Source organism: Caulobacter sp. GW821-FHT09A05 (assembly GCF_059418465.1).
Genome location: NZ_JBWKPX010000016.1, coordinates 38,451 through 61,662, shown reverse-complemented (window position 1 = coordinate 61,662; position 23,212 = coordinate 38,451). Strand labels below are relative to the sequence as shown.

General features: G+C 68.3%; 25 protein-coding genes. 13 read left to right on the top strand and 12 right to left on the bottom strand.

What is annotated here, in order from left to right; all coding sequences use genetic code 11:
• Window positions 1-148: 148 nt before the first annotated feature.
• The 6 genes from lptF (at window position 149) to rsmA (ending at window position 8,143) form a co-directional block, all read left to right on the top strand.
• Window positions 149-1,285, top strand: a complete 1,137-nt coding sequence (gene lptF, locus AC07NX_RS16170) for an LPS export ABC transporter permease LptF (RefSeq protein ID WP_494643160.1) — start codon at window positions 149-151, stop codon at window positions 1,283-1,285.
• On the top strand, window positions 1,282-2,385 hold the full coding sequence (gene lptG / locus AC07NX_RS16165) for an LPS export ABC transporter permease LptG (protein WP_494643158.1): 1,104 nt from the start codon (window positions 1,282-1,284) through the stop codon (window positions 2,383-2,385). Before lptF ends, lptG begins: the two co-directional genes overlap by 4 nt.
• A 28-nt stretch (window positions 2,386-2,413) precedes the next feature.
• On the top strand, window positions 2,414-4,849 hold the full coding sequence (locus AC07NX_RS16160) for an LPS-assembly protein LptD (RefSeq protein ID WP_494643157.1): 2,436 nt from the start codon (window positions 2,414-2,416) through the stop codon (window positions 4,847-4,849).
• 75 nt (window positions 4,850-4,924) lie between these two features.
• Window positions 4,925-6,289 carry a peptidylprolyl isomerase gene (locus AC07NX_RS16155; RefSeq protein WP_494643156.1) on the top strand — a complete coding sequence of 455 codons (1,365 nt, stop codon included), beginning with the start codon at window positions 4,925-4,927 and terminating at the stop codon, window positions 6,287-6,289.
• Entirely contained in the window at window positions 6,286-7,290 is a 1,005-nt protein-coding gene (gene pdxA / locus AC07NX_RS16150) for a 4-hydroxythreonine-4-phosphate dehydrogenase PdxA (protein ID WP_494643155.1), read from the top strand. Before AC07NX_RS16155 ends, pdxA begins: the two co-directional genes overlap by 4 nt.
• 28 nt (window positions 7,291-7,318) lie before the next feature.
• The gene (rsmA, locus tag AC07NX_RS16145) at window positions 7,319-8,143 is read left to right on the top strand and encodes a 16S rRNA (adenine(1518)-N(6)/adenine(1519)-N(6))-dimethyltransferase RsmA (RefSeq protein WP_494643154.1); all 825 of its coding nucleotides are present in this window, start codon (window positions 7,319-7,321) and stop codon (window positions 8,141-8,143) included.
• A gap of 1 nt (window position 8,144) precedes the next feature.
• Here rsmA and AC07NX_RS16140 read toward each other — a convergent pair whose 3' ends face one another.
• A complete protein-coding gene (locus AC07NX_RS16140; RefSeq protein ID WP_494643152.1) occupies window positions 8,145-8,915 on the bottom strand; it encodes a DUF2306 domain-containing protein in 771 nt (256 codons plus the stop codon).
• A 196-nt stretch (window positions 8,916-9,111) separates the two neighbouring features.
• Between AC07NX_RS16140 and AC07NX_RS16135 the strand changes: the two genes are divergently transcribed.
• Complete coding sequence (locus tag AC07NX_RS16135) at window positions 9,112-10,095, top strand: helix-turn-helix domain-containing protein (RefSeq protein WP_494643151.1); 984 nt, start codon at window positions 9,112-9,114, stop codon at window positions 10,093-10,095.
• A 34-nt stretch (window positions 10,096-10,129) separates the two neighbouring features.
• Here AC07NX_RS16135 and gmk read toward each other — a convergent pair whose 3' ends face one another.
• From gmk to AC07NX_RS16090, 9 genes are all read right to left on the bottom strand, one after another.
• Window positions 10,130-10,774, bottom strand: a complete 645-nt coding sequence (gene gmk, locus AC07NX_RS16130; RefSeq protein ID WP_494643149.1) for a guanylate kinase — start codon at window positions 10,772-10,774, stop codon at window positions 10,130-10,132.
• Window positions 10,764-11,645: a YicC/YloC family endoribonuclease gene (locus tag AC07NX_RS16125; protein ID WP_494643147.1), complete on the bottom strand. Its 882-nt coding sequence runs from the start codon at window positions 11,643-11,645 to the stop codon at window positions 10,764-10,766. Before AC07NX_RS16125 ends, gmk begins: the two co-directional genes overlap by 11 nt.
• Before the next feature lies 1 nt (window position 11,646).
• Window positions 11,647-12,798: an endolytic transglycosylase MltG gene (gene mltG, locus AC07NX_RS16120; protein WP_494643145.1), complete on the bottom strand. Its 1,152-nt coding sequence runs from the start codon at window positions 12,796-12,798 to the stop codon at window positions 11,647-11,649.
• Window positions 12,795-14,075: a beta-ketoacyl-ACP synthase II gene (gene fabF, locus AC07NX_RS16115; protein ID WP_494643143.1), complete on the bottom strand. Its 1,281-nt coding sequence runs from the start codon at window positions 14,073-14,075 to the stop codon at window positions 12,795-12,797. Before fabF ends, mltG begins: the two co-directional genes overlap by 4 nt.
• 171 nt (window positions 14,076-14,246) lie before the next feature.
• Window positions 14,247-14,486: an acyl carrier protein gene (locus AC07NX_RS16110; protein ID WP_007672577.1), complete on the bottom strand. Its 240-nt coding sequence runs from the start codon at window positions 14,484-14,486 to the stop codon at window positions 14,247-14,249.
• 188 nt (window positions 14,487-14,674) lie between these two features.
• A complete protein-coding gene (gene fabG / locus AC07NX_RS16105; protein ID WP_035077022.1) occupies window positions 14,675-15,415 on the bottom strand; it encodes a 3-oxoacyl-[acyl-carrier-protein] reductase in 741 nt (246 codons plus the stop codon).
• A gap of 140 nt (window positions 15,416-15,555) precedes the next feature.
• Window positions 15,556-16,500: an ACP S-malonyltransferase gene (gene fabD / locus AC07NX_RS16100; protein WP_494643142.1), complete on the bottom strand. Its 945-nt coding sequence runs from the start codon at window positions 16,498-16,500 to the stop codon at window positions 15,556-15,558.
• Window positions 16,501-16,567: 67 nt separating this feature from the next.
• Entirely contained in the window at window positions 16,568-17,041 is a 474-nt protein-coding gene (locus AC07NX_RS16095; RefSeq protein WP_494643140.1) for a hypothetical protein, read from the bottom strand.
• Between the two features lie 71 nt (window positions 17,042-17,112).
• Window positions 17,113-17,592, bottom strand: a complete 480-nt coding sequence (locus AC07NX_RS16090) for a group II truncated hemoglobin (RefSeq protein WP_494643139.1) — start codon at window positions 17,590-17,592, stop codon at window positions 17,113-17,115.
• A 125-nt stretch (window positions 17,593-17,717) separates the two neighbouring features.
• On the opposite strand from AC07NX_RS16090, the gene AC07NX_RS16085 reads away from it, so the two are divergent.
• The 3 genes from AC07NX_RS16085 (at window position 17,718) to AC07NX_RS16075 (ending at window position 20,330) form a co-directional block, all read left to right on the top strand.
• On the top strand, window positions 17,718-18,260 hold the full coding sequence (locus AC07NX_RS16085) for a peroxiredoxin (protein ID WP_494643138.1): 543 nt from the start codon (window positions 17,718-17,720) through the stop codon (window positions 18,258-18,260).
• An 81-nt stretch (window positions 18,261-18,341) separates the two neighbouring features.
• On the top strand, window positions 18,342-19,454 hold the full coding sequence (locus tag AC07NX_RS16080) for a helix-turn-helix domain-containing protein (protein ID WP_494643137.1): 1,113 nt from the start codon (window positions 18,342-18,344) through the stop codon (window positions 19,452-19,454).
• 72 nt (window positions 19,455-19,526) lie between these two features.
• A complete protein-coding gene (locus tag AC07NX_RS16075; protein WP_494643135.1) occupies window positions 19,527-20,330 on the top strand; it encodes a sterol desaturase family protein in 804 nt (267 codons plus the stop codon).
• Between the two features lies 1 nt (window position 20,331).
• On the opposite strand, the gene AC07NX_RS16070 is transcribed toward AC07NX_RS16075, so the two are convergent.
• Window positions 20,332-20,979: a hypothetical protein gene (locus tag AC07NX_RS16070; RefSeq protein WP_494643134.1), complete on the bottom strand. Its 648-nt coding sequence runs from the start codon at window positions 20,977-20,979 to the stop codon at window positions 20,332-20,334.
• Between the two features lie 92 nt (window positions 20,980-21,071).
• Entirely contained in the window at window positions 21,072-21,605 is a 534-nt protein-coding gene (locus AC07NX_RS16065; protein WP_494643133.1) for a DUF2059 domain-containing protein, read from the bottom strand.
• A 235-nt stretch (window positions 21,606-21,840) separates the two neighbouring features.
• On the opposite strand from AC07NX_RS16065, the gene rpsF reads away from it, so the two are divergent.
• From rpsF to rplI, 3 genes are read left to right on the top strand one after another with little or no spacing between them, the layout of a single operon-like run.
• Window positions 21,841-22,221, top strand: coding sequence for a 30S ribosomal protein S6 (gene rpsF / locus AC07NX_RS16060; protein WP_035077030.1), 381 nt, complete (start codon window positions 21,841-21,843; stop codon window positions 22,219-22,221).
• 15 nt (window positions 22,222-22,236) lie between these two features.
• Entirely contained in the window at window positions 22,237-22,512 is a 276-nt protein-coding gene (gene rpsR, locus AC07NX_RS16055; RefSeq protein ID WP_029914647.1) for a 30S ribosomal protein S18, read from the top strand.
• Window positions 22,513-22,525: 13 nt separating this feature from the next.
• Window positions 22,526-23,110, top strand: coding sequence for a 50S ribosomal protein L9 (gene rplI, locus AC07NX_RS16050; RefSeq protein ID WP_494643131.1), 585 nt, complete (start codon window positions 22,526-22,528; stop codon window positions 23,108-23,110).
• Window positions 23,111-23,212: the final 102 nt, after the last annotated feature.

Genomic DNA, 23,212 nt, shown 5'->3' with positions numbered 1-23,212 from the left:
CTCGGCGCGGCGGGGACGAACGCCGCTTTTACGCCTGACTTGAGCGGTTGTGCGTACGCGAACACGCCGTGTAGAAGGGACCCTTCCCTGGGGGCGCGCCGCGCGACTCCGCCTTATTCCCGTCCCCTCGGTCCCCGTCCCCACGTCGATGCGCCTGATCGAACGCTATCTTTTCCGCCAGCTGCTGGGCCCGACGCTGTTGGCGACGTTGGCGCTGGTGGCGCTCGCCCTGCTGGCGCGCAGCCTGTCGGAGTTCGACGTCCTGATCGAACAGCGCCAGAGCGCGATGGTCTTCCTGAAGATCATCGCCCTGGCCCTGCCCCAGCTGCTGAGCATGATTCTGCCGATCGCCCTGTTCGTGGCCACGCTCGTGGCCTTGAACCGGCTGCATACGGAACAGGAGATCGTGGTCTGTTTCGCCGGCGGAATGAGCCGCTGGCGCGTGATCTCGCCGGCCATGCGCCTGGCCGTGTTCGCTACGCTGCTGTCCCTGGTCATGAGCCTTTGGGTCGCGCCATGGAGCTCGCGGGCGATTCGCGAGACGTTCTTCGACATCAAGTCCGATCTGGCCTCGACCCTGGTGCGTCCGGGCGAGTTCACCGAGCCAGGGCCGGGCCTGACGGTCTACGCCCAGACGATCGACCGCGACCAGATCATCCACAACCTTTTCATCCACCAGGAAAAGGCCGACGGCGGCGCCATCACCTACACCGCCCGCGAAGGCGTCATCGCCGAACGCAAGGGCCTGCCGGTGCTGGTGCTGCGAAAGGGCTCCAACCAGGAGTTCTCCAGCTCCGGCGTGCTGCAGTACCTGTCGTGGGACGAATACACCTTCGACCTCAGCTCGCTGTTCCAGAGCGACGAACTGCTGCACTACAAGATCGGCGACCGCTACCCGCACGAATTGTTCTTCCCCGACCTGACCCAGGAGTGGGAACAGCAGAACCGCGAGAAGCTGCTGTCCGAAGGCCACTGGCGCCTGGCCAGTCCGCTCTACAATCTGGCCATGATGTCGATGGCGGTGGCGGCGGTGATCGGTGGATCATTCAGCCGAATGGGCTACGGCCGACGGATCGCGATCGTCGGGGCCGCCGCCGCCCTGGTTCAGATCGTGGGCTTCGGCGTCAAGGCCGCCTGCGACAACGACGTCTGGCTCAATCCGCTGCAATACGCTGTGCCGCTGGCGGCGATCTGGTGGGGCCTGCGGCAGATCTTCCGCCAGAAGGTCACCCGCCACATCGCCATCGGCTCGCACGACGCCCTCCAGCCGCTGGGCGTCCAATGATCGGCGTCGGCATGATCGAGCGCTATGTGCTCAGGAAGACCCTGGCCGGCCTGGCTGCCGCCCTGGCCGTCGTCGCCGTGCTGGTCATGCTGATCGCCTTCGTCGATATTTCCAAGAACGTCGGCACCCGGGCCGACGTCGGTTTCGGCCAACTGCTGTTCCTGACCGTGCTGCAGGCGCCCGCCACCATCCTGGTGCTGACGCCCTTCATCTTCCTGTTCGGAACCCTGGGGGCCTTCGTCGGGCTGAACCGGCGCAGCGAACTGATCGCCATGCGGGCGGCCGGCGTTTCGGCCTGGCGCTTCATCATGCCGGCGGCGATCGCCGCCTTCATCATGGGCGTGCTGACCCTGACCCTGCTCAATCCGCTGACCTCGGCGATGAGCGCCCAGTTCGAAACCTCGCGCGACGCCCTGATGGAAAGCTATCTGAAGTCGGCGCCCAAGGGCCTGTGGCTGCGCCAGGGCGACGAGAAAACCCAGGTGGTCATTCGCGCCCGGGCGCGCGATCAGGTGGAAGGCGCCGTCCGCCTGCGCGGCGTGTCGCTGTTCGTCTATGCGGTCCAGCCCGACGGCTCGCTGCAGTTCGCGCAGCGGATCGAGGCCGACGAGGCCCGGCTGGAACCCGGCTTCTGGCGACTGTCGGGCGTGCGCGTGGCCATGCCGGGGGCCGGGGCGATCCGCTCCGAGACCTACACCATGCCGTCCAACCTCGACGACCGTACGGCGTCGGAACGGTTCAACAACCCCCAGGCCATCGCCGTCTGGCTGCTGCCCGAGACCATCAGGCGCACCGAGGCGGCGGGGTTCTCGTCGATCCCGTTCCGCCTGCGGCTGCAGCAGGTCCTGGCCACGCCGCTGCTGTTCGCGGCCATGTCGGTGCTGGCCGCCGCGTTCTCGTTGCGCCTGATGCGGCTGGGCGGGCTGGCGGGCCTGGCCGGCGCGGGCGTAACCTTGGGCTTTGGTTTCTTCTTCTTTAACGAGCTGTGTGGCGCACTGGGCAAGGCCGATGTGCTGACGCCGGCCATGGCGGCCTGGACCCCGCCCATCGTGGCGCTTTTGGCGGGTCTGACGCTGCTTTGCTATACCGAGGATGGTTGAGTCTGTGTCGCCGGGATCGAGGACTTTGATGATGGAGCTTCGCTGGGGGGCGAAAGAGAAGGGCCGCGCGGTCCTGCTGGCCGGAGCGGCCTGGCTCGCCCTCGCCGCCTCGGCGCAGGCGCAGCAGCCGCTCGCCACGATCCCCGCCGCCCCCGCGCCCGCCCCGGCCGTCGACGACGGCCTGGGCGATACGGGCTACTATCTCGAGTCCGATCTTCTGATCCGCGACGACGCCAATCAGAAGATGATCGCGCGAGGCGACGTCGAGGCCCGATACCAGGGCCGCACCCTGCGCGCCGACGAGGTGGTCTACGACACCAAGACCGAGGTGGTCACCGCCCACGGCCACGTGACGCTGATCAACGCCGACGGCACCGCCGAGTTCGCCAACGACATGACCATGGACAAGGACCTGAAGGCCGGCTTTGCCCGCGGCTTCTCGGCCCGCCTGGACAAAAACATCAAGATCGCCGCCGACAGCGCCGTGCGCCGCAACGAGCAGATCACCGAACTGAACAAGGCGATTTACACCCCTTGCGAGGTGTGCGCCGAGAAACCCAAGCCGACCTGGAGCATCCAGGCCGACAAGGTGGTCCAGGACAAGAACAACCACCTGGTCTACTACCATGGCGCGACCATCCGGGTGTTTGGCGCGCCGCTGATGTACCTGCCGGTGTTCTGGCATCCGGATCCGCAGACCGAACGCCGCTCCGGCTTCCTGGTGCCCAAGATCAGCGTCTCCAAGAAGCGCGGCCTGGTCTATGAGCAGCCCTATCTGTTCGTGCTGTCGCCGTCTCAGGATCTGGTGGTAACCCCTCAATTCAACACGAAAGTTAACCCGTTCCTGAAGGCCCAGTACCGCAAGCGGTTCTATTCGGGCTATGTCGAGGCGCGGGTCGGGCTCACCTACGACAAGGACTTCGACAACCACGGCGACCGCTTCGGCGAGGCGACGGCCAAGAGCTACATCCTGGCCAAGGGCCTGTTCGACATCGACGAGAAGTGGAAGTGGGGCTTCAGCGCCGAGCGGGCGTCCCAGGCGCTGATCTTCGACGACTACGACATCAGCGACGTCTACGCCCAGCGCGGCCAGTTCACCGCCGACGACCATCGCCTGATGTCGCAGATCTACGCGACCCGGCAATCGGATCGATCCTATCTGTCGGCCTCGATGATCTCGGTGCAAGGCCTGCGGGTCGTGCAGGTCAATTCCGCCGGCCTGGCGAACCGGTTCGAGAACAGCGGCGCCTTCCCGCTGATCGGCCCGATGGTCGAGGGACGCTGGGAACCGGAATCGCCCATCCTGGGCGGCCGTCTTCGCGTCCAGGGGTCCGGCGTGGTCCTGACCCGCTCGGAATCCCAGTTCGGCGAACCGCCCTACGCCTACGCCGCCTACAAGGGCCAGGACGGCGTGGACTCCGTCCGCGGCTCGATCAAGGCCGACTGGCGCGGCAGCCTGACCCTGGGCTCGGGCTTGCGCGTCGAGCCGTTCGCCCAGGCGCGCGGCGACACCTATCGCGTCAGCGACGTCTTCCTGCCGCTCGCCGCCACGGTCGCGGGCGACACGACCACCAACATCAACTATTCGCGCGGACTGGGCGTCGCCGGGGTCGACCTGAGCATGCCCTTCTTCAAGCCGCTGCAGGGCGGCGGCAGCGTGGTGCTCGAGCCCCTGGTCCAGCTGGCCACCGGGTCCGACAGCTCGCGGGTGCCGATCGTCGTGGCCCGCGATCCCGCCGGCAATCCGATCTACTTCAACGAAGACAGCACCAACTTCGAACTGGACGAGACCAACCTGTTCGACGTCAACAAGTCGCCCGGCTTCGACCTCTACGAAGGCGGCACGCGCATGAACGTGGGCGGCCGCGCGACGGTGAAGTTCGCCGACGGCCGGGGCGGCAGCGTCCTGCTGGGCCGGAGCCTGCGCACCAAGGTCGATCCGCTGATGCCGACCCGGGCCGGGCTCGACCAGAAGGCCTCCGACTGGGTCGTGGCGGCCACGGTCACGCCGATCCGTGGGATCACCGCCTTCACCCGCGCACGCTTCGACAACGACACCAGCAAGCTCAACCGCCTGGAGGCCGGCCTCGACGCCTCGGTCGCCCGTGGTTTCGGCTCCCTGCGCTACCTGAAGGACAACAAGGACACGACCGGCTTCCGCCAGGAGAACCTGGACTTCGTCGGCGACTACAAGATCCGCGAGAACTGGGGCGTGACCGCCCTGGGGCGCCTGTCGTACCAGGACGCCCGGACCTTCGGCCTGCCGGCCAGCGACAGCAAGTGGTCCTGGACCCGCCGCGACCTCGGCGTCTACTATAAGGACGACTGCGTCCGACTGGACGTGATCTATCAAAACGAAGACCGCTACACACAAACCGCGAACGGCCTGAAGTTGAAGTCCAATGAGTCGGTGGTGATGCGCCTAACGCTCGCCACATTGGGCGACACACTGTACACCGATTAGAATGTCACCGCGTCGGGGGACGCGCGATTAAGCGCGCGCCTTCCTTTGGACGCGTCTAGAGGAACGACAATACCGATGCGGTCTGCGCGTAGCGTGACGAAACTGGCGGCCTGCACCGCTTCCATCCTCGCCTTGACCGTGGCGAGCCTCGGCCTGCCGGCTTTGGCTCAGGAGGCCGCTCCCGCGGCGCCCCCAATTGTGGACGCGCCGGCGGCGCCGGCCGCCGCCGCGGCGCGCGCCAATCCGCTGTCGGAAAGCGTCGCCGCGGTCGTCAACGACGACATCATCTCCAGCTATGACCTGATGCAGCGCATGCGCCTGCTGATGGTCACCTCGGGCCTGCAGCCGACCCAGGAGAACCTGCCCCAGCTGGAGCAGGAGGCTCTTCGGTCGCTGATCGACGAGCACGTCCAGATGCAGGAGCTGCGTCGGGTCGAGAAGGCCCAGAAGATCACGATCATCTCGACCGACAAGGAAGTCGACGAGCAGATCGAAGACATCGCCAAGGGCAACAACATGACTGGGGCGCAGCTGACCCAGCAGTTGCAGGCCCAGGGCGTCGGCATCGACACCTGGAAGGCCCAGATCCGCGCCGACAGCAGCTGGCAGGCCTGGATCAGCGGTCGCTACGGCTCGCGGCTGCGGATCGGCGACGACCAGATCAAGGCCTTCGAGCGCCGGCAGGCCGAGGCGGCCAGCAAGCCGCAATACCAGGTCAGCGAAGTGTTCATCGACGCCGCGCGTGTCGGCGGCATGGAAGTGGCCCAGAACGGCGCCAAGCAGCTGGTCGCCCAGATGCAACAGGGCGCGCCCTTCCCGGCCGTGGCCCGCCAGTTCTCGGCCTCGCCGACAGCGGCCAACGGCGGCGACGCCGGCTGGGTCAGCCCCGGGGAAATGCCTCCCGAGGTCGACGCCGCGCTCGAGCAACTGCGTCCCGGCCAGCTGTCGGCCCCGATCCCGGTGCGCGACGGCGTCTACATCATCTATCTGCGCGAGAAGCGGTCGGGCGCGAAGACGGCCCTGGTCGATCTCAAGCAGGTCGCCGTGGCCCTGCCCAAGGACGCCCCGCAGGCCCAGGTCGACGCCGCCCAGAAGCTGCTCGTCGACCTCAAGCCCAGGATCACCAGCTGCGAGACCCTCGAGGCCACGGCCGGCAAGGTCGAGGGCGTGGTGGCCGGTGATCTGGGCGAGGCCGAGATCACCGACCTGGCCCCGGCCTTCCAGGAAGCCGCGAACACCCTCAAGGTCGGCCAGGTCTCCGACCCGATCCGCACCGACGCCGGCCTGCACCTGATCGCCGTCTGCGGCAAGCGGCAGTCCGGAGCCCAGGCGCCGACGCATGATCAGATCGAAAATCGCCTGCGTGGACAACAGCTTGCGCTGATCTCCAAACGTTATCTGAGAGACCTGCGCAACTCGGCGACCATCGAGACCCGGTGAAGACGACAGCTCTCGCCCTGAGCGCAGGCGATCCGGCCGGAATCGGACCGGAGATCATCGCCAAGGCCTGGTCGGTGCTGCGCGCCGAGGGGCCGAGCTTCATGGTGGTGGGCGACGCCCAGCTGCTGGCCTCGGCCGGCGGCGGGGTGAAGGTCCGCGCCGTCACCGGGCCGGTCGAGGCGATCAAGGTGTTCGGCCAGGCCCTGCCCGTGCTGGACATCCCGCTGCAGGCCCCCGTAGTGGCCGGCAAGCCGTCCAGCGCCTACGCGCCCCAGGTGATCCGCTGGATCGAGACCGGGGCGGGCCTGGCCCTGTCGGGCGCCGTGGCCGGCCTGGTCACCGCCCCCATCGCCAAGGCCCCCCTGTACGACGCCGGCTTCGCCTTTCCCGGCCACACGGAATTCCTGGCCGAACTGACCCATGTTGGCGAGCGCCAGCCGCCGCACGGCCCGGTCATGATGCTGGCGGCCCGCGACCTGCGCGCCACCCTGGTGACCATCCACACCCCGCTGTCGGCCGTGCCCGCCGCCCTGTCGATCGAGGCGATCGTCAACGCCGGCCTGGTCACCGCCGAGGCCCTGCGCAAGGACTTCGGCATCGCCGTTCCGCGCCTGGCGGTGGCGGCCCTGAATCCGCATGCGGGCGAAGCCGGCGCCCTGGGCGGCGAGGAGATGGCGATCATCGAGCCCGCTGTCCGGATCCTTCGGGACATGGGCGTCGAGGTCAAAGGCCCAGCCCCGGCCGACAGCCTGTTCCACGCCGAGGCCCGGGCCACCTACGACGCGGTGCTGTGCATGTATCACGACCAGGCGCTGATCCCGGTCAAGATGCTGGACTTCTGGGCCGGGGTGAACGTCACCCTGGGCCTGCCGATCGTGCGCACCTCGCCCGATCATGGTACGGGTTTCGACATCGCCGGCCGGGGCCTGGCCCGGGCCGACAGCCTGATCGCCGCCATCCGCCTGGCGGCCGAGATCGCCGACCGTCGCGCCATCGCCTGACCTGGGCGCCTGAACCTTTCGAGAGACCATGAGCCTCGCCGACCTGCCGCCGCTTCGCGAGGTTCTCGCCGAGCACGACCTGCTGGCCAACAAGAGCTTCGGCCAGCACTTCCTGCTGGACCTGAACATCACCCGCAAGATCGCCCGCCTGTCCGAGGTCGGCGAGGGCGACGTGGTGATCGAGGTCGGCCCCGGCCCCGGCGGCCTGACCCGGGCCCTGCTGGAGACCGGCGCGCGGGTCGTGGCGGTGGAGATGGACCGGCGCTTCATCCCCCTGCTGGAGGAGCTGTCCGCCGCCGCCGACGGCCGGCTGACGATCATTCAGGGCGACGCCCTCAAGGTCGACATGGCCGCCATCGCCGGCGGACCGGCCCACATGGTCAGCAACCTGCCCTACAATGTCGGCACGCCGCTGCTGATCAACTGGCTGACCGGTCCGTTCCGGCCGCTGTCGATGACCCTGATGTTCCAGAAGGAGGTCGCCGACCGCATCGCCGCCGATGTGGACGACGACGCTTACGGCCGCCTGGCCGTGGTCTCCCAGACCGTCTGCAGCGCCAAGGTGGTCATGGACCTGCCGGCCCGCGCCTTCACACCGCCGCCCAAGGTGGCCTCGGCCGTGGTGCGCCTGGTCCCGCTGGAGCCCGCGCCGGACAAGGCGCTGGTCGCGGCCCTGGAGAAGGTCACCGCCGCCGCCTTCGGCCAGCGCCGCAAGATGCTGCGCTCCAGCCTCAAGGGCCTGGGCGGCGGCGCGCTGTGCGAGAAGGCCGGGATCGATCCCGACGCCAGGGCCGAGACCATCGGCGTGGCGGGGTTCCAGGCGCTGGCGCGGGCGGTGATGGGCCAGGCCTGATTCAGGTCATGTAGGGCTCCCACATGAAGATCACGGCGCCGAGAACGCCGACGGCGGTCAGCAGGGTCGCGACGACCATCAGGCCGATGGTCACCCGCCGCATGGCGACGCCGGCGTCTCGCGCCCGGAGATAGGCCTCCAACACCGCCAACGGCAGAAGATAGGATCCGAACTGGAGCACCACGTCGGCCGGGCCGGACAGCGTGCGGTTCATGCCCAGGCCGCCGCCCGAAACCAGGACCCAGGCCATGATGAGGACCCGCAGGAACCAGACCCCGTTCACCACCAGGAAGGCCCGCATGGCCCACCGGCGATGTGCGTCCAGCTTGCCGGCGACGGCCATGCGCCATGCCAGGGTGGCGAAGATCAGGATCAGCGCGCCGTTGATGGACACCGAGATGGCGGAGATCAGCGAAAGATAGGTAGGCCTGGCCCAGGTGAGCCACAGACCGCCCAGGGCCATCACATAGGCCGTGACGAAGAAAAGCCTGCCGTTCCAGCGATGCAAGGCTGGCGCCCGCCGACGGATGGCGGGGACGAGTTGAAGCAGTCCGCCCAGCGTCACGACCGCGGCCAGCAGGACGTGAACGGCGAACATCAGGTTGCCCGGAGCGTCACCGGGAACGTAGCCCTTGATGAGGGGCTTGTCGTTCCAGCCGGCCGGATCTCCGGCCAGGGACTTGCGGCCATAGTGCGCGACGATCATCCAGATGAAAGCGGTCTGACCGACCGTGGCGACGACAAACCACGCTAGGCCGGAACGGCGCAGCAAACGCCCTTCGCTTGAAATCCTGTCCGGTTGGTTTGCTGGCCTCTTGATCGTCATGCCGCCTCGCGCCTTGGTCCATGATTGGGACCCAAGCCGATGCGATGTTTGTCGAAGGCGATCTCGCCGATTTGGAAATCGGCTATGGATTCTCGATCCCTGACCGTAAGAGGGCCAAGGTGGAGAGGGAGATTGGGGCGTCATGAGCGCTGATGGCCTGGCCGCGACGCCCCGCACCGGCGGGCGACTCGCCGACATCCAACTTTACGGCGGCCTCTTCGCTGGGGCCGTCGCTGCGTTCTGCCTGGCGCAATGGATGGGCCACCGCCTTGGCCTGGCCTCCGACATGATCGCCATCGCCGGCGACGCGACCTGCGGCTGGTCATGGCTGTTGGTGCGGGCCCTGTTTCGACCCGCTGCAACCCGACGGGCGGCCTGGCCCCTCGCGCTGGTGCTGGTCCTCGTGGCCAGCGGCGCCTTCCTGCGCTTGGCGGGAGAAAGCGCCGCGACCTTGCCGCGCATGGTCGGCAACCTGAGCGGGCTGATCAGTTCGGCGCTTCTCCTGCTCGCGATGATCGAGCCGCTGAGGGGTCTGGCGTCCGAGACGTCCAGGAACGAGCGGCGGTTTCGCCTGGCTTTCGCGGCCGGATACGCGGCGCTGCTGGTCATCGCCGTCGTTTGGGTGAATGGCGCGCCGGCCGGCGGGGTGGCGGCCCAGGGCGGGATGGCGATCAAATCCACTTGCGCGCTGCTGGCCCTGCTCGGGATGGCGCTGGCCATCTGGTACCGCCGCGGCCATCCGCTGGCGGACGCCAGCCGAAGCCGCCGTCGAGCACAGGCTGTCGAAGCCGGCGACTTGGCCGAGCGCCTTCAGCGCCTGATGCGCGAGGAAGCGATCTATACGCGGCACAGCCTGAAGGTCGCCGACCTCGCGCGTCGCCTGGGCGAGCCCGACTACAAGGTGACCCAGTGCGTCACGGGATCATTGGGCTTCCGCAACTTCAACCAGATGGCCAACCACTTCCGCATCGAGGAAGCCAAGCGCCAACTGGCCGCCTCCGCCTACGACCACCTTCCCATTCTCACGATCGCCTTCGACTGCGGATTTGGTTCGATCGGTCCGTTCAACAGAACGTTCAAGGCGACGACGGGCCTCACGCCCCAGCAGTTTCGACGAGCGCGCTGATGTGGGACCGGCGCGTGACGGACGGTGGTAAGGCCTAGATCTCTTCCTTCAGCAAATCCTGCACCAGGTTGCCGATCCACGGGTTGCGGGCCCGCTTCTGGCGCTCGGCGTGGTAGATGTGGGCCAGGTCCGAATAGGCCTTGTCGAAGTCGTCGTTGAGGATGACGTAGTCGAACTGCTCCCAGGCCGCGACCTCGTCCTTGGCGCGGGCCAGGCGGCGATGGATGACCTCTTCGCTGTCCTGGCTGCGGGCATGCAGGCGGCGGCTCATCTCGGCCAGGGACGGCGGCAGGATGTAGACCAGGACGCTGTCCTCGCCGGCCTGCCTGTGCACCTTCATCGCGCCCTGGAAGTCGATGTCGAACAGCACGCTCTCGCCGCGGTCCAGCGCCTCCATGATCGGCGCGCGCGGGCTGCCATAATGGTTGCCGTAGACCTCGGCCCATTCCAGGAAGGCGTCCTCCTGGATCATCGTCTGGAACCTGTCGTGGCTGACGAAATGGTAGTCGCGGCCGTCGTGCTCGCCCGGGCGCGGGGCGCGGGTGGTGGCGCTGATCGACAGGTGCAGGTCGCCGTGGTCGGCCACCAGGCGGCGGGTCAGCGAGGTCTTGCCCACGCCCGACGGGGCCACGACCATCAGCAGCAGGCCGCGGGTGCGTCCATGCGGATTATTCGACATTCTGAACCTGTTCCCGGAATTGCTCGATCGTGGCCTTCAGATCCAGGCCGTGCGCGGTCAGGGCGGTCAGCGCCGACTTGCTGCAAAGGGTGTTGGCCTCGCGCATGAACTCCTGGCTGAGGAAGTCCAGGCGCCGTCCGGCGGCCGCGTCGGCGGCCAGCAGGGCGCGGGCCGCGGCCACGTGGCTGGACAGCCGGTCCAGCTCCTCGCGGACATCGGCCTTGACGGCCATGGCGGCGGCTTCCTGCACGATGCGCTCTTCCGACGCCGCCTCGCCGATCAGCTCGGTCAGCTTGCGGGCGTAGCGGTCCCTGAGCACGGCCGGCTGGCCGGCGGCTTCCCGCGACGCCAGTTGCGTCAGCACCTCGATACGGTCGACGGCGCCGGTCAGGATCGGCGCCAGGGCCGCCCCTTCCTCCAGCCGCGCCGCCTTCAGCCCGTCCAGGGCCTGGCCGATCGTGGCGGCCATGGCGGCCTCCACCTCGGCGCGGTCCTCGGCGGCGTCCTCGTCCTCGCGGGCGTCAATCACGCCGCGCAGGGCCAGCAGGCCGTCCAGGCTGGGCTTGCCGACCATGCCGGTGGCGACATAGGGCGCGCCGGCCTTGAGGTAGCGCTCCATCACCTCGACATTGACCTGGACGGCCGCCAGGGCTTCGGCCCGCTTGGCCTGCAGGTTGACCGTCAGCTGGCCGCGCTGGAAGCGGGCCTGGGCGCCGTCGCGCGCGGCGCGGTCCAGGCCGTCGAAGCCCGGCGGGCCGCGAAAACGGGTCTCGAGGTTTCGGCCGTTGACGCTACGCGCCTCCACCGCCCACGACCAGGCCCCGTGCGAGCCCTCGACGCGGGCGAAGCCGGTCATGCCTGACAGCGCCATCCTAGCCTCCGGCGCCCGATGGCGCTTGCGGCGGGCTTCTCCCAGGCCCCGCAACGCCGGCCTGGGCCGCCGCCTTCGATCGCTCGACCTGCCGCCACTTGGCGACATTGCGCTCGTGCGCCTCGTAGGTCGAGGCGAAGACGTGGCCGCCGGTGCCGTCGGCGACGAAGTAGAGGTCGTCGCTCTTCATCGGATTGAGCACGGCCCCCAGGGCGGCCTTGCCGGGATTGGCGATCGGGGTCGGCGGGAGGCCTTCGATCAGATAGGTGTTGTAGGGCGTCTGGCGCTGCAGTTCCGACTGCAGGATGCCCCGGCCTAGCGGACGCCCGCGGGTCAGGCCGTAGATGATCGTCGGATCGCTGCCCAGGCGCACGCCCTGGCGCAGGCGGTTGATGAACACCGCCGCCACGTGCGGGCGCTCGCGGGCCAGGCCCGTCTCCTTCTCGACGATCGAGGCCAGGGTCACGGCCTGGTCCTTGGTCTCGAACGGCAGGCCCGGCTGGCGGGCGGCCCACAGACGGTCGAGAACCTCGTCGCGGGCGTCCATCATCCGCTGCAGCACCGCCGCCCGGTCCTCGCCGCGCTGGACCTGGTAGGTTTCCGGCAGGATCGAGCCTTCCGGCGGGATCGGCGCGGTGCCCGTCAGTTCGGGCGCCCGCATCAGGATGTCGACCACCATCTCCGAGGTCAGGCCCTCGGCGATGGTCACCTGGTGGCGGACGATCTTGCCGTCGCGGATCTTGGCCAGCACCTGGCGCAGCGAGGCGCGCGAGGCGAACTCGTATTCGCCGGCCTTCAGCCTGCGCGCCGCGCCGGTGGCCTGGGCGGCGGTCAGGAACAGCGAGGACGAACGGATCACCCCCGCCTGCTCCAGGCTGGAGGCGATCTCGGGCAGGCTGGCCCCGCGCCGCAGGACGACGGTGGTCTGGTCACCCGACCGTGCGGCCGGGCCCGGCCCCTGGTAGATCCACACCGCGCCCAGCACCACCAGCACGGCGGCCAGGCCCAGCATGGTCAGCAAGCCCCCGCCCATGGCCGCGATGCGGCGTCCGACCGGCGCGGTCTCGCGCCGGCGCGGATTGGCCTTGCGGGGGGCCCCCGTCTTCGGAGCCGGACGGGTCGTCCGGCGTTGCTGAGGGGGCTTGCGGCTCACGAGACTTTGCGGAACACGACGGAGGCGTTGGTGCCGCCGAAGCCGAAGCTGTTGGACACGGCCACATCGATCTTGTGCGGCACGGCCTTGTTCGGCGCCAGGTTCATGGCGACGTTCACGTCCGGATTGTCCAGGTTGATGGTCGGCGGGGCGATCTGGTCGCGGATGGCCAGGACCGAGAAGATCGCCTCGATCGCGCCGGCCGCGCCCAGCAGGTGGCCGGTCATCGACTTGGTCGACGACATCACCACGTTCTTGGCGTGATCGCCCAGGAAGCGCTCGACGGCCCCGGCCTCGATGCCGTCAGCCATGGTCGAGGTGCCGTGGGCGTTGACATAGTCGATCTCCGACGGGGCGATGCCCGCGTCCTTGACCGCCGCCGACAGGGCCCGGAAGCCGCCGTCGCCGTCCTCCGACGGTGCGGTGATGTGATAGGCGTCGCCCGACAGGCCGTAGCCGATGACTTCGGCGTAGATCTTGGCGCCGCGCGCCTTGGCGTGCTCGTACTCTTCCAGGACGACGACGCCAGCGCCCTCGCCCATCACAAAGCCGTCACGGTCCTTGTCGTAGGGGCGCGAGGCCTTTTCCGGCGTGTCGTTGAAGGCGGTGGCCACGGCGCGGCAGGCGATGAAGCCGGCCATGCCGACCTTGCAGACGGCCGCTTCGGCGCCGCCGGCGATCATCACGTCGGCGTCGCCGTACTTGATCAGCCGGGTGGCGTCGCCGATGGCGTGGGCGCCGGTGGCGCAGGCGGTGACCACGGCGTGGTTGGGGCCCTTGAAGCCGTAGCGGATCGATACCTGGCCCGAGATCAGGTTGATCAGGGCCGAGGAGATGAAGAACGGGCTGACCCGGCGCGGGCCCTTGGCTTCCAGCTCCAGGGCGGTGTCGGCGATCGTCGACAGGCCGCCGATGCCCGAGCCCAGAATCACCCCGGTCCGGTACTTGTCTTCTTCAGTTTCCGGGACCCAGCCCGAATCCTTCACCGCCTCGTCCGCGGCGGCGATGCCGTACAGGATGAAGTCGTCGACGCGCTTCTGGTCGCGCGGGCTCATGGTCAGGTCGGGATTGAAGGCGCCCTCGACATCCGGGCCGCCGCCGCCGCGCCCATCGACGCGCGGCACTTCGCAGGCCACCTGGCAGGCATAGTCGGTCGGGTCGAAGGACGAGATCCGGTTCGCGCCGGACTTGCCGGCCAGGATGTTCTTCCAGGTGACATCGACGCCCTGACCCAGGGGGGTCAGGAGGCCAAGCCCGGTAATAACGACTCTACGCATGGATCACTCCCAACCTTCGCATCGCGGACATATGGGGATGCTGGCGACTCGGACAGCCCCCCGACCTCGAATCTCGGCCACATACGAAAACCGCCGCGCGCACGATGGCAAGAGCCCGTGCGACGCGGCGGCTGATAGTCCTGTTCGCGAAAATGGCGCGAACCCGACGCCTTAGGCGCCGGTCTTTTCCGTGATGAACTTCACGGCGTCACCGACGGTCTGGATGTGCTCGGCGGCGTCATCCGGAATTTCGATGTCGAATTCTTCTTCGAACGCCATGACCAGCTCGACGTTGTCGAGGCTGTCGGCGCCCAGGTCGTCGATGAAGCTGGCCTTTTCGGTGACCTTTTCCGGATCGGCGTCCAGGTGCTCGATGACGATCTTACGCACGCGCTCGAGAATGTCGGACATTCTGTTAGTCCCTCGTTTTGAATCTTGCAGTTCCGCAGGCGACGGGGGCGAACCTTCACCACCCACGGGAATTGTCGGGCCACCGCCTATCACGTTCTTTTTCGAGTGACTAGCGGCACGTCCGGTTAGAAATGTGGGCTTTCGTCTTTCCAAGCAGAAACGCGTCCAGCCCAGGAAAAGACGGTACGTCAGATCATGGCCATGCCGCCGTTGACGTGCAAGGTCTGACCCGTGACATAGCCGCCCTGGTCACTGGCGAGGTAAACGCACGCGGCGGCGATATCGCTCCCTTCGCCCAGGCGGCCGGCGGGGATGGTCGACAGGATGCCGGCCCGCTGCTGCTCGTTCAGGGCGTCGGTCATCGGGCTGGCGATGAAGCCGGGGGCCACGCAGTTGACCGTGACGTTGCGGCTGGCCAGCTCCTGGGCCAGGGCCTTGGAGAAGCCGATCATCCCGGCCTTGGAGGCCGCGTAGTTGGTCTGGCCCGGATTGCCGGTGACGCCGACGATCGAGGTGATGCCGATGATCCGGCCCGAGCGGCGCTTCATCATGCCCTTGGCGGCGGCGCGCGACAGGCGGAAATAGCCTTCCAGGTTCACCTTGATCACGGTGTCCCAGTCCTCGTCCTTCATGCGGACGATCAGGCCGTCGCGGGTGATGCCGGCATTGGCGATCACGATGTCCAGCGGCGCGCCCGCGGCCTCCTCGGCCTTGGCGACCAGGCCATCGACGGCCGCGGCGTCCGACAGATTCGCCGCCACGAACGAGACGCGCTCGCCGAACTGGGCGGCCAACTCGGACAGGGCCGATTCGCGGGTGCCCGAGAGCACGACATGGGCGCCCTGCCCGTGCAGGGCCTTGGCGATGGCCCCGCCGATGCCGCCCGTGGCGCCGGTGACGAGGGCGGTCTTGCCGGTGAGATCGAACATTTGGTTTCTCCGTCCGGAGGATGGTGGGTGAAACCCTCGTCCTTCGACAGGCTCAGGATGAGGGTTTCAAACGAACCGCCTGCGCAATCGTCCTCATCCTGAGCTTGTCGAAGGACGAGGACGTCGCACTGCGCTGGAACTTAAAGCGACTTCGCAAACGCTTCGAGGTCGGCCGGGCTGTTCAGGGGAACGGCCTCGGCGTCCGGGGCGATCCGCTTGGCCATGCCCGACAGCACCTTGCCCGCGCCGGCCTCGGCGAAGCGGGTGACGCCGCCTTCATGGGCCAGCCAGGTCATGCTTTCGCGCCAACGGACGCGGCCGGTGACCTGCTCGACCAGCAGCCTGCGGATGACGTCCGGATCATGGACCGGGGCGGCGGTGACATTGGCCACCAGCGGGGCGCGGGGGGCGACGATGGTCGTGCGGGCCAGAGCCTCTTCCATCTCGTCGGCGGCCGGCTGCATGAGAGGGCAGTGGAACGGGGCCGAGACGTTCAGCGGAATGGCCCGCGCGCCCAGTTCCTTGGCCTTCTCGATGGCCTTGTCGACGGCGGCCTTGGCGCCGGAGATCACCACGTTGCCGTTGTTGTTGTCGTTGGCCACGACGCAGATCCCGACCTCGGAACCGGCCGCCGCGGCGGCTTCGGCCAGGGCCAGGTCGGTCTTGGGGCCGATCAGCGAGGCCATGGCCCCTTCCCCCACCGGCACGGCGCGCTGCATGGCCTGGCCGCGCAGCTTCAGCAGGCGCGCGGTGTCGGCCAGGGTAATCGCGCCGGCGGCGGCCAGGGCGCTGTATTCGCCCAGCGAGTGGCCGGCCACGAAGGCGGCCCTGTCGATCCCGACGCCGAATTCCTTTTCCAGGACCCGGGTCACGGCCAGGCTGACGGCCATCAGGGCCGGTTGGGCGTTCTCGGTCAGGGTCAGATCGCCCTCGGGTCCCTCGCTCATAAGCTTGAACAGCTTCTGGCCCAGGGCGTCGTCAACCTCCTGGAACACCTCGCGGGCGGCGGCGAAGGCCAGGGCCAGGTCGGCGCCCATGCCGACCGTCTGGCTGCCCTGCCCTGGGAAGATGAAGGCGATGCTCATGGGCCCGCTCCGTCGTTACAAATCCAAGGGCGGGAGGGTTATGGGATCGCCGCGCCACGGGCAAGGATCAGTTTTGGCCGGCCGCGGCCTCCGCAGTCGTCGCCACGACTGTTCCCGAGGCGAGCGGCGGCGCCGCCGCCAGGTCCAATACCGGGTCGGACGGCTGCGCGGCCGGCGGACAGCCCCTGCGCGCCAGCTTCCTGGCGCTCCAGGACGGATCGCAGCGGCGGGGCGTCTCGGCGGCGCGCATGGCGGCCATCATGGCGATGTTCTGCTGCACCAGCCTCATGGTCCGCTTGTTGTAGTCCGGCTTGGGAATGCTGACCGAAACCGGCGGCTTCGGGCAATGCGGCGTCCGGGCGGCGACGGCGACCGGCCGCGACGTCATCGAAGGCGGCGGCGCCGGACGCGGCGTGAACGGGATCGCGACCCGCGAGGGCGGCGGCCGAAAGCTACGGATCGTCGGCGCCTCGGCGGCCGCCACGGTCGCCGTCAACAGCGCCATGGCCAGAACCGTCGTGGAAAGAATCGCGTTGCGCATTCGAGCCGCCTCCGCCTGCCTACCCTGGTTTCTACCATGGCGTGAAACCGGGCGCGATGGTCGACCGGGCTTCACCCCAGCCACGGACCGCCCGGCGGCCCCCAGCCCCAGACCGGCATCGGTGGATCGTCGGTGGGCGCCTCGACGCCCGGCCCGGAGTTGATCACCGCCAGTCGCGTGCCCCATTCGAGATAGCCGACGAAGGCGGCGCGGAACTCCGGATCCGCCGGCAGGCCGACGGCGTCGGCGGTGTCCAGCATCAGCGAGACCCAGGCGCGGCGCTGGTCCTCGGTCAGGTGGCGGCCCAGGTGATGGCCGATCATCGCGGCATGGCCGCCGCCGGCCTCGGTATAGGCCTTGGGACCGCCGAACACCTCGGTGACGAAGGCGGCCACGTGCTCGGCGTGGCGCGGGTTCATGCCGGCGAACACCGGCGCCAGCACCGGATGGTCGGGCACGGCGGCGTAGAAGGCCTCGAACAGCGCCCGGAAGCGTTCGGGCCCGCCCGCCCAGGCCGCCAGGGTTGGAATTTCCGTCTCGCCGAGCGCCATGGCCGCCTCCCCGTTTCAGCGGTGGGACCTTAGGGCGCAGCTAGCCGTTTGGAAGCCGGAAGAATGGCGTTATTGAAATCGCGACGCAGCTGGCTGCGCCCTTCGCCTTTCCCTGGAGCCCACGCATGCAACGCCTGCTCACCGGTCTAGCTCTCTGCGCCGCCCTCGTGGCGTCCTCCCCCGCCCTGGCCGCCCTCAAGGTCGGCGACAAGGCGCCCGACTTCACCGCCCCGGCCGCCCTGGCTGGCAAGGACTTCAGCTTCACCCTGTCCAAGGCGCTGAAGAAGGGTCCGGTGGTGCTGTACTTCTTCCCCGCCGCCTACACCTCGGGCTGCACGGCCGAGGCCCACGAATTCGCCGAGGCCACGCCTGCTTTCGAGAAGCTGGGCGCGACGGTGATCGGCGTCACCGGCGGCAATGTCGACCGCATCAAGGACTTCTCCAAGGAGCACTGCCGCGACAAGTTCGCCGTGGCAGCCGCCAACGCCGACCTGATCAAGACGTACGACGTGGTGCTGCCGATGAAGGACAACCTGTCCAACCGCACCTCCTACGTGATCGCGCCCGGCGGCAAGATCCTGCTGGCCTACAGCGACCTGAACTTCCAGGGCCATGTCACCCAGACGATGGACGCGGTGAAGGCCTACAAGGCCGGAAAGAAGAAATAGTTCCGGTTTCGGCCAGCCTCTTGCGAAATCGGCGCGCGCCGACCGCGGCGGTCCGCGCGCGCGACGTCTAGGATCACGGCCATGGTCGATACGATCCTTCTGGAGACCCTGGCGCGCGGCGCCGCCATCGGCGGCTTCGCGGTCACGGGCCTGGCCCTGGTCCTGGATCGGCGCGTGACGCCGGCCCGCTGGGTCGGGGGCCTGTTCTTCGCCTGCGCCATCGCCCACGTGATCGAGGGCTACCGGCCGGGCGGCGTGGCCGCGGCCTCCGCCGTCGTCTGCGCCCTGTCGGTGGCCACCACCGGCCTGTTCTGGGCCCTGGCCTACGCCTTGTTCACCGACGAGCGGCGCTTCTCGCTGCATCGCCTCTGGCCCGCCGTCGGACTCGTGGCGCTATGGACCCTGGCCCGCTCGATGCCGCCGGCCGTCTGCAAGCCGTTCTGGCTGGCCTTCAACCTGGCCTCGATCGCCCTGGTCACGCACGCCCTGATGGTGATCTGGCGGGGCTGGCGCGGCGACCTGGTGGACCAGCGCCGCCGGCTTCGCGGCCCGGTGATGATCGCCGCGGCCGGCTATATCCTGCTGCTCAGCGCCCGGGACATGGTCTGGATCGGCGGACTACCGGGACTGCCCGCCTCTAGCCTGATGCAGGCCCTGGCCCTGGCCGCCCTGGCGGCGGCGGCCTCGGCCGCCCTGCTGCGCGCCGAGCCGCTGCTGGTCGTGCTTCCAGTCGCCGGCGAGGCCGCGCCGCCCTCGCCGGCGACGGTCTCGGATCTCACCCCCGCCGACCGCCTCGTGCTGGCCCGACTCACCACGGCCATGGACGACGACGAGGTCTGGCGCGGCGAGGACCTGTCGATCAGCGCCCTGGCGGCCCTGGTCGGGGCGCCCGAACACCGCCTGCGGCGGCTGATCAACGGCGTCCTGGGCCACCGCAATTTCGCCGACTACGTCAACGGCCGGCGCATCGAGGCGGCCAAGGCCGCCCTGGCCGCTCCGGACCTGGCCCTGAAGTCGATCTCGACCATCGCCTATGACCTGGGGTTCGCCTCCCTGGGCCCGTTCAACCGCGCCTTCCGGGCCGCCACCGGCGTCACCCCGACCGAGTGGCGGGTCGCCAATACCCCCGCCCCCGCGCGGCTGAGGCTGGTCGAAACCGCCGATCCTTCGTCGAAAGCCGACAAAAGCGCCTGATTTCGCGATCGGCGCGACAGGGCCGCGGCCGCCGCGCCTTGCTCGGGACGTCATTCATCCGAGGAAAGCCCGATGTCGTTCCTTCTTCCCTTCGCCGAAAACTGGCTGCACGCCACGTTCACCGACGTCAGCCGCTACGTGGTCTTCGCGGTCGGCGTCTGGCTGGCCCTGTGGGTCGTGCTGGCGGTCCCGCTGGCCGGCCGCAAGATCCGCGAGGGCCGCCCGCCGGCGCGCCAATTGCTGATCGAGTTCGCCTGCTCGATCCGCTCGATCATGGTGTTCTCGACGATCGGCCTGCTGAGCTTCGGCCTGTTCCGCGCCGGCCTGATGCCCGGGCCCCATATCGCCCGCGCCCTGGGACCGGTCTGGTTCTGGACCAGCCTGGTCCTGATGATCGTCGCCCACGACGCCTGGTTCTACTGGACCCACCGGCTGATTCACGACCGGCGGCTGTTCCGGACCTTCCATCGCCGCCATCACCGGTCCAACAGCCCCTCGCCGTTCACCGCCTACAGCTTCGACCTGGGCGAGGCGGCGATCAATGCGCTGTTCGTGCCGCTGTGGATGCTGATCGTGCCCACCCAGTGGCCGGTCGCCGGCCTGTTCATGCTGCACCAGATCGTCCGCAACACCCTGGGCCACAGCGGCTACGAGCTGTTCCCGGCCACGCGCGACGGTCGGCCGCTGCTGCCCTGGCTGACGACCGTGACCCATCACGACCTGCATCACGCCCAGGCCGGCTGGAACTACGGGCTCTACTTCACCTGGTGGGACAGACTGATGGGCACCGAGAACCCGCGCTACCTGGAGCGGTTCGCCCAGGCCGTGCGCCGCCGTGGGCCGGCGGTCGCGGCGTCGGTGGCCGACGCAGCCTGACCTACCAGGTGGTGCGGACCAGCTTGACCATCAGCCGGCCGTCCTGGACCCGCTCATCGGCGGCCCGCAGGCTGACGGTGAACTCGGCGGGGATGTCGAACGGCCGGGTCAGGCTGAAATCGACACCCTCTTCGCCCATGGTGCCGCCGCCGACCGCGATCGAGGCGACCGGACGGCCGTCCAGCGTCAGCTCCGACCGCACATTGGCCCGGGTGATGGGGGGGCGGCCACGCAGATAGATCGGCTGGGAGGCGTTCATGTCCATCGACAGCCGCACATAGTTGGCCTTGGGCAGCAGGCCAAAGCCGAACGAGCGTGCCAGGGACGAGCGGATCGCCGCCTCGCGGGCGTTCCAGGACGCGCCCACCCCGACCGCCCGATTGGCCGCGACGTGCTCGTCAGGCTTCTGGTTCAGGTTGAGGTCGAGATTGTAGGTCGGGTCGTCTAGCCCTCCAGCCACCTTGGCGGTGAAGGTCGCCTTCTCGGCGTCGGTCGACAGGTCCAGCGTCTGGGCGGCGGAATAGCCCTGGAAATGGCCGTCGGCGCCCCAGACCGCCAGGTCCGGCTTGCGCACGATATCGCCCGCCGTCGCCGGCGCGGCGGCGGCGGTCAGCAAGGCCGCGATCAGGAAGGTCGTCCTGCACCCCATGACCGCCCGATAGCACAAGGCGGCGATGGGCTGAAGCCTCGCGCCGTCAAATTTGTATGACAGTTGTTCGTTCGCCTGATTTCCAGGCGTCATCAGGGCTTCGATGGCGCGGCGGTTTTCTCGCAGCCGATCTTGGCGCACAGCCTCTCCCGCATCTTGACCTGCATCTCGGCCATCATGCCCGGCATCTGCGCCATCATCCTCTGGGTGAGCTCGGGCGTCTTGGCGATCAGGGCACGGCCCGACGGTCCTTCGTAGAAGGCCACCAGATCGCGCAGTTCCTGTTCGGTGAAGACCTCGGCCATGGCGTCGATCATCGGCGCCTTCATCTTGCCGGTCATTTCGCCCGTGATCTCGACGACGGTCTCGCTAAGCAGGCGGCCCTGCTCGTCCGTCATCGACGGCGCCTGCTTGCGCACCGACTCCATCATCATCGGAACCATCTGGTCCATCATTTGGCCCAGAAGCTTGTCGTAATGGATCGCGTCGAAATAGCGCACCGCCAGGGCCCGGGTCTCGGGCGTGGCCTTGGAAGCGGCCGCCGGCGGCGAGGCTTGCCGGGCTTGAGCCGCGCCGCCTGTCAGGCACAGGGCCGCGGCGACGACGAGGATGGCGAGACGTTTCATGATGGCGAGCCCCTGACGGTCAAGCCTCAACCTCGCCTGGAACCACCTGAGGATGCAAGCCTGCGCCGCGACTTGTGCTGGCGGTCCCTTTCCTGTATTAGCGCGCCCTCTCACGGATGGCGGTCTTGCACGCAGCCCTATGGGTCGGGATTTCCCGCTCGGCATGCAGGATCCATCGTGGTCGACGGACTTCCGCCGTCGCCCGCGCCGCCCTCCAAGCCGGAAGAAGGAAAACATGGCGTTCTACGAACACGTGGTCATCGCGCGGCAGGACATCTCGCCGCAACAGGCCGAAGCTCTGAACGAGCAACTCAAGGCTCTCCTGGAAGAAAATGGCGGTCACATCGCCAAGATCGAATACTGGGGCCTGCGCAACCTCACCTATCGCATCAAGAAGAACCGCAAGGGCCACTACTCCCTGCTCGCCATCGACGCCCCGGCCGCGGCCGTGAAGGAGATGGAGCGTCAGCTGCTGATCAATGAAGACGTCCTGCGCTTCATGACCATCCGCGTCGAAGAGCTGGACCTGGAACTGTCGCCGGTTCTGGCCCGTCGCGACCGCGAACGTGGCGAGCGCACCGAGCGCCCGCGCGACGATTTCGCGCCGCAAGCGTAAGGGAGAAGAGAGATCATGACCGATACCACTGCTCCCGAAGCCGGCGCGCCCGCCGCTGGCGGCGGCGCCCGCCGTCCGTTCTTCCGTCGCCGCAAGGTCTGCCCGTTCTCGGGCGCCAACGCGCCGAAGATCGACTACAAGGACGTGAAGCTGCTGCAGCGCTACGTCTCCGAGCGCGGCAAGATCGTGCCGTCGCGCATCACCGCGGTGTCGGCCAAGAAGCAACGCGAACTGGCCAAGGCCATCAAGCGCGCCCGCTTCCTGGCTCTGCTCCCCTACGTCGTGAAGTAAGGGAGACACCACGATGAAAGTCATTCTGCTCGAACGCGTCGAAGGCACCGGCGTCCTCGGCGACGTGGTCACCGTGAAGGACGGCTTCGCCCGTAACTTCCTGTTGCCGCGCGCCAAGGCCCTGCGCGCCAACTCGGCCAACCTGAAGACCTTCGAAGCTCAGCGCGCTGAGATCGAAGCTCGCAACGTCAAGAACCGCGAGAACGCCGGCAAGGCCGGTGAAGGCCTCGACGGCAAGCAGTACGTGATGATCCGTCAAGCCGGCGAAAGCGGCCAGCTGTACGGTTCGGTCGCGGGCCGCGACGTCGCCGACGCCATCAAGGCCGAAGGCGGCAAGGTCGATCGCTCGATGATCGTCCTCGACAAGCCGATCAAGACGCTGGGCGTCCACGAAGTGAAGGTGAAGCTGCACGCGGAAGTGACCGTCACGGTCACCCTCAACATCGCGCGCAGCCAGGACGAAGCCGATCGCCAAGCGCGCGGCGAGAACGTCATCGCCGCTCAGTTCGAGGAAGACCGCGCCGCTGACGCCGAAGCCGCCCAAGACATGGCCGAAGGCGGCGCCGGTTCGTTCGAAGGCGACCACTACGAAGCCTAAACGCTTCAGTAGCCTGAACTATCGGAAACGGCGCGGAGCGATCCGCGCCGTTTTTCTTTGGCCATCCCCAGAAAATTACTCGTTTACGACAGGTGCGAATGG

Coding starts and splice junctions, on each gene's coding strand:
- lptF (WP_494643160.1), top strand. CDS start 149: ATGCGCCTGATCGAACGCTATCTTTTCCGCCAGCTGCTGGGCCCGACG.
- lptG (WP_494643158.1), top strand. CDS start 1,282: ATGATCGGCGTCGGCATGATCGAGCGCTATGTGCTCAGGAAGACCCTG.
- AC07NX_RS16160 (WP_494643157.1), top strand. CDS start 2,414: ATGATGGAGCTTCGCTGGGGGGCGAAAGAGAAGGGCCGCGCGGTCCTG.
- AC07NX_RS16155 (WP_494643156.1), top strand. CDS start 4,925: ATGCGGTCTGCGCGTAGCGTGACGAAACTGGCGGCCTGCACCGCTTCC.
- rsmA (WP_494643154.1), top strand. CDS start 7,319: ATGAGCCTCGCCGACCTGCCGCCGCTTCGCGAGGTTCTCGCCGAGCAC.
- AC07NX_RS16135 (WP_494643151.1), top strand. CDS start 9,112: ATGAGCGCTGATGGCCTGGCCGCGACGCCCCGCACCGGCGGGCGACTC.
- gmk (WP_494643149.1), bottom strand. CDS start 10,774: ATGTCGAATAATCCGCATGGACGCACCCGCGGCCTGCTGCTGATGGTC.
- AC07NX_RS16125 (WP_494643147.1), bottom strand. CDS start 11,645: ATGGCGCTGTCAGGCATGACCGGCTTCGCCCGCGTCGAGGGCTCGCAC.
- fabF (WP_494643143.1), bottom strand. CDS start 14,075: ATGCGTAGAGTCGTTATTACCGGGCTTGGCCTCCTGACCCCCCTGGGT.
- AC07NX_RS16110 (WP_007672577.1), bottom strand. CDS start 14,486: ATGTCCGACATTCTCGAGCGCGTGCGTAAGATCGTCATCGAGCACCTG.
- fabG (WP_035077022.1), bottom strand. CDS start 15,415: ATGTTCGATCTCACCGGCAAGACCGCCCTCGTCACCGGCGCCACGGGC.
- fabD (WP_494643142.1), bottom strand. CDS start 16,500: ATGAGCATCGCCTTCATCTTCCCAGGGCAGGGCAGCCAGACGGTCGGC.
- AC07NX_RS16095 (WP_494643140.1), bottom strand. CDS start 17,041: ATGCGCAACGCGATTCTTTCCACGACGGTTCTGGCCATGGCGCTGTTG.
- AC07NX_RS16090 (WP_494643139.1), bottom strand. CDS start 17,592: ATGGCGCTCGGCGAGACGGAAATTCCAACCCTGGCGGCCTGGGCGGGC.
- AC07NX_RS16085 (WP_494643138.1), top strand. CDS start 17,718: ATGCAACGCCTGCTCACCGGTCTAGCTCTCTGCGCCGCCCTCGTGGCG.
- AC07NX_RS16080 (WP_494643137.1), top strand. CDS start 18,342: ATGGTCGATACGATCCTTCTGGAGACCCTGGCGCGCGGCGCCGCCATC.
- AC07NX_RS16075 (WP_494643135.1), top strand. CDS start 19,527: ATGTCGTTCCTTCTTCCCTTCGCCGAAAACTGGCTGCACGCCACGTTC.
- AC07NX_RS16070 (WP_494643134.1), bottom strand. CDS start 20,979: ATGGGGTGCAGGACGACCTTCCTGATCGCGGCCTTGCTGACCGCCGCC.
- AC07NX_RS16065 (WP_494643133.1), bottom strand. CDS start 21,605: ATGAAACGTCTCGCCATCCTCGTCGTCGCCGCGGCCCTGTGCCTGACA.
- rpsF (WP_035077030.1), top strand. CDS start 21,841: ATGGCGTTCTACGAACACGTGGTCATCGCGCGGCAGGACATCTCGCCG.
- rpsR (WP_029914647.1), top strand. CDS start 22,237: ATGACCGATACCACTGCTCCCGAAGCCGGCGCGCCCGCCGCTGGCGGC.
- rplI (WP_494643131.1), top strand. CDS start 22,526: ATGAAAGTCATTCTGCTCGAACGCGTCGAAGGCACCGGCGTCCTCGGC.